Source organism: Nocardiopsis sp. RV163 (assembly GCF_001029525.1).
Classification (GTDB): domain Bacteria; phylum Actinomycetota; class Actinomycetes; order Streptosporangiales; family Streptosporangiaceae; genus Nocardiopsis; species Nocardiopsis dassonvillei.
Genome location: NZ_LEKI01000316.1, coordinates 1 through 2017, shown reverse-complemented (window position 1 = coordinate 2017; position 2017 = coordinate 1). Strand labels below are relative to the sequence as shown.

At 70.3% G+C, this 2017-nt stretch carries 3 protein-coding genes; all 3 read right to left on the bottom strand.

Features of this window, described 5'->3' with window-relative positions:
- Window positions 1-2: 2 nt before the first annotated feature.
- On the bottom strand, window positions 3-749 hold the full coding sequence (locus ABD54_RS26415) for an alpha/beta fold hydrolase (RefSeq protein WP_047872266.1): 747 nt from the start codon (window positions 747-749) through the stop codon (window positions 3-5).
- Between the two features lie 12 nt (window positions 750-761).
- Entirely contained in the window at window positions 762-1580 is an 819-nt protein-coding gene (locus ABD54_RS26410; RefSeq protein ID WP_047872267.1) for an exodeoxyribonuclease III, read from the bottom strand.
- Window positions 1581-1605: 25 nt separating this feature from the next.
- On the bottom strand, window positions 1606-2017 hold a 412-nt coding region (locus ABD54_RS26405), incomplete at its 5' end, for a site-specific integrase (RefSeq protein WP_047872265.1).

Below are 2017 nucleotides of genomic sequence, written 5' to 3'. Positions count from 1 at the left end.
CCTCAGCCCTCCCCGGCCTCCAGCGCACGCCGCGCCCGCTCACGCCCCGACACCACATCAGCCGCGTCCGCGACGATCCGCGAAAAATTCACCGGCTGGTCCAGACTCACCATGTGCCCCGCCCTCGGCACGTTCACCAACCGGCCATCCGCACACGCGTCGAAGAAACGCTTCTCATGGATCCGGAAGTGGTCCCGCGCCCCGTTGATCAACCACACCGGCCCCTCATAGGCCGACAACGCCGCCAACACGTCCATCTCCGAGACCGCGTCGATCACCGCCGTGGCCGCCTCCACCGCCAAACCGCCCCCCAAAACCGCCTCCGCCGCACCATCACGCAACGTCAACCGGTGGAACCGCTCGTTGACCGCCGCGCCCTTGTCCGGCAACCGATCCATCAACACCGCCGGAATCCGGTACACCTGCGCCAACAACTGCGCCGGCTTGGCCGTACACCCGGCCGCCACCAACCCCGCCACCCTCCCCGGAGCCGCGGCCGCCGTCGCGATCGAGACGAACCCGCCCAGGCTCAACCCCACCACCAGCGCCCGACCGCCCACACTGTCGACCGCTGCCAGCACCGCGTCCACCGCACGCCCCAGCGAGAACTCCTCACCCCGACGAGACCCGTGCCCCGGAAGGTCGGGGACCACCACCGTGCGCCCCTCGCGCTCCAACAACTCCACCTGCGGCCGCCACATACTCCCCGACACCCGCAACCCGTGCACCAGAACGATCGGCACACCCATGACCGCCTCCTCCTACCGCATCCGGTAGCGCACCGTGACCGGAGCATGGTCCGACCAACGCCCAGCGTGCTCAGCAGCACGCTCCACCCGCGCTTCCACCGCACGGCCCGCCAACCCCGGCGTGGCCACCTGAAGATCGATCCGCCACCCAGCGTCGTTGTCGAAGGCACGACCACGGTAGGACCACCACGTGTAGGGGCCCTCCTGGTCCGGATGCAACGACCGCACCACGTCCACGAACCCCGCCTCACCCAGGACCCGCGACAACCACTCCCGCTCCTCGGGCAGGAACCCCGCCTTCTTGCGGTTGGCCCGCCAGTTCTTCAGATCCGCCTCGGCATGGGCGATGTTCCAGTCCCCGCACACCACCAGCTCACGACCGCGCTCCTCCACCTCGGCCCGCCGCTTGACCAGATACGGAAGGAACGCCTCCATGAAGCGCTCCTTCTCCTCCTGGCGCTCGGTGCCCACCTCGCCCGAGGGCAGGTACAGGCTCGCCACCGTCACCTCACCCAGGTCCACCTCCGCATACCGGCCCGCGTCCTCGAACTCGGCATGCCCGAACCCCACCCGCACCTCGTCGGGCTCGCGCCGCGAGTACACCGCGACCCCCGCACGCCCCCGCGCCGCCGCCGGAGCCAACACCACGTGCCACCCCTCAGGCGCCACCACACCCGCCGGCAACTGCTCGGCCTCGGCCCGCGTCTCCTGAAGGCACACCACATCGGCGTCCGTGCCCGCCAACCACCCCACGAACCCCGGATCCTTCTTCGCCGCGGCCCGCAACCCGTTCACGTTCACGCTCGAAACAGTCAAGTAAGTCGTATCCACAGGCAAAGCCTAGCCACACCCCGACTCAGCCGCCCCCGCCCTCGGCCACCAGGCGCCGCAGCACCCCGTACGTACGGTTCGACGACGCCGCCTCCCGCTGCGCCCGCGCCGTCACCTCGATGTAGGCCTGCGACGACGCCACCGACGCGTGCCCCAGCAGATGCATGATCTCCGACACCGACGCCCCGTCCTCCGCCAACCGCGTCGCGAAGGTGTGCCGCAACGCGTGCACCAGCGTCCCCCGCGCCACCCGGTCGTGCACACCCGCGTGCTTGTAGCACTGCTGCACCAGGTACTGCAGCCCGCCCCGGCGCAACCCCTCACCCCGGTTGTCCACCAACAGCGGATCGGCCCCCCGCACCACCCCGACCCGCTCACGCCGCGAGACCAGATAGGCCTCCAGCAACGCCTCCAACGGCACCTCGATCGGCAGCACC

What these genes read in the sequence shown, in the direction of transcription:
- ABD54_RS26415 (WP_047872266.1), bottom strand. Translation starts at nt 749, where the DNA reads ATGGGTGTGCCGATCGTTCTGGTGCACGGGTTGCGGGTGTCGGGGAGT.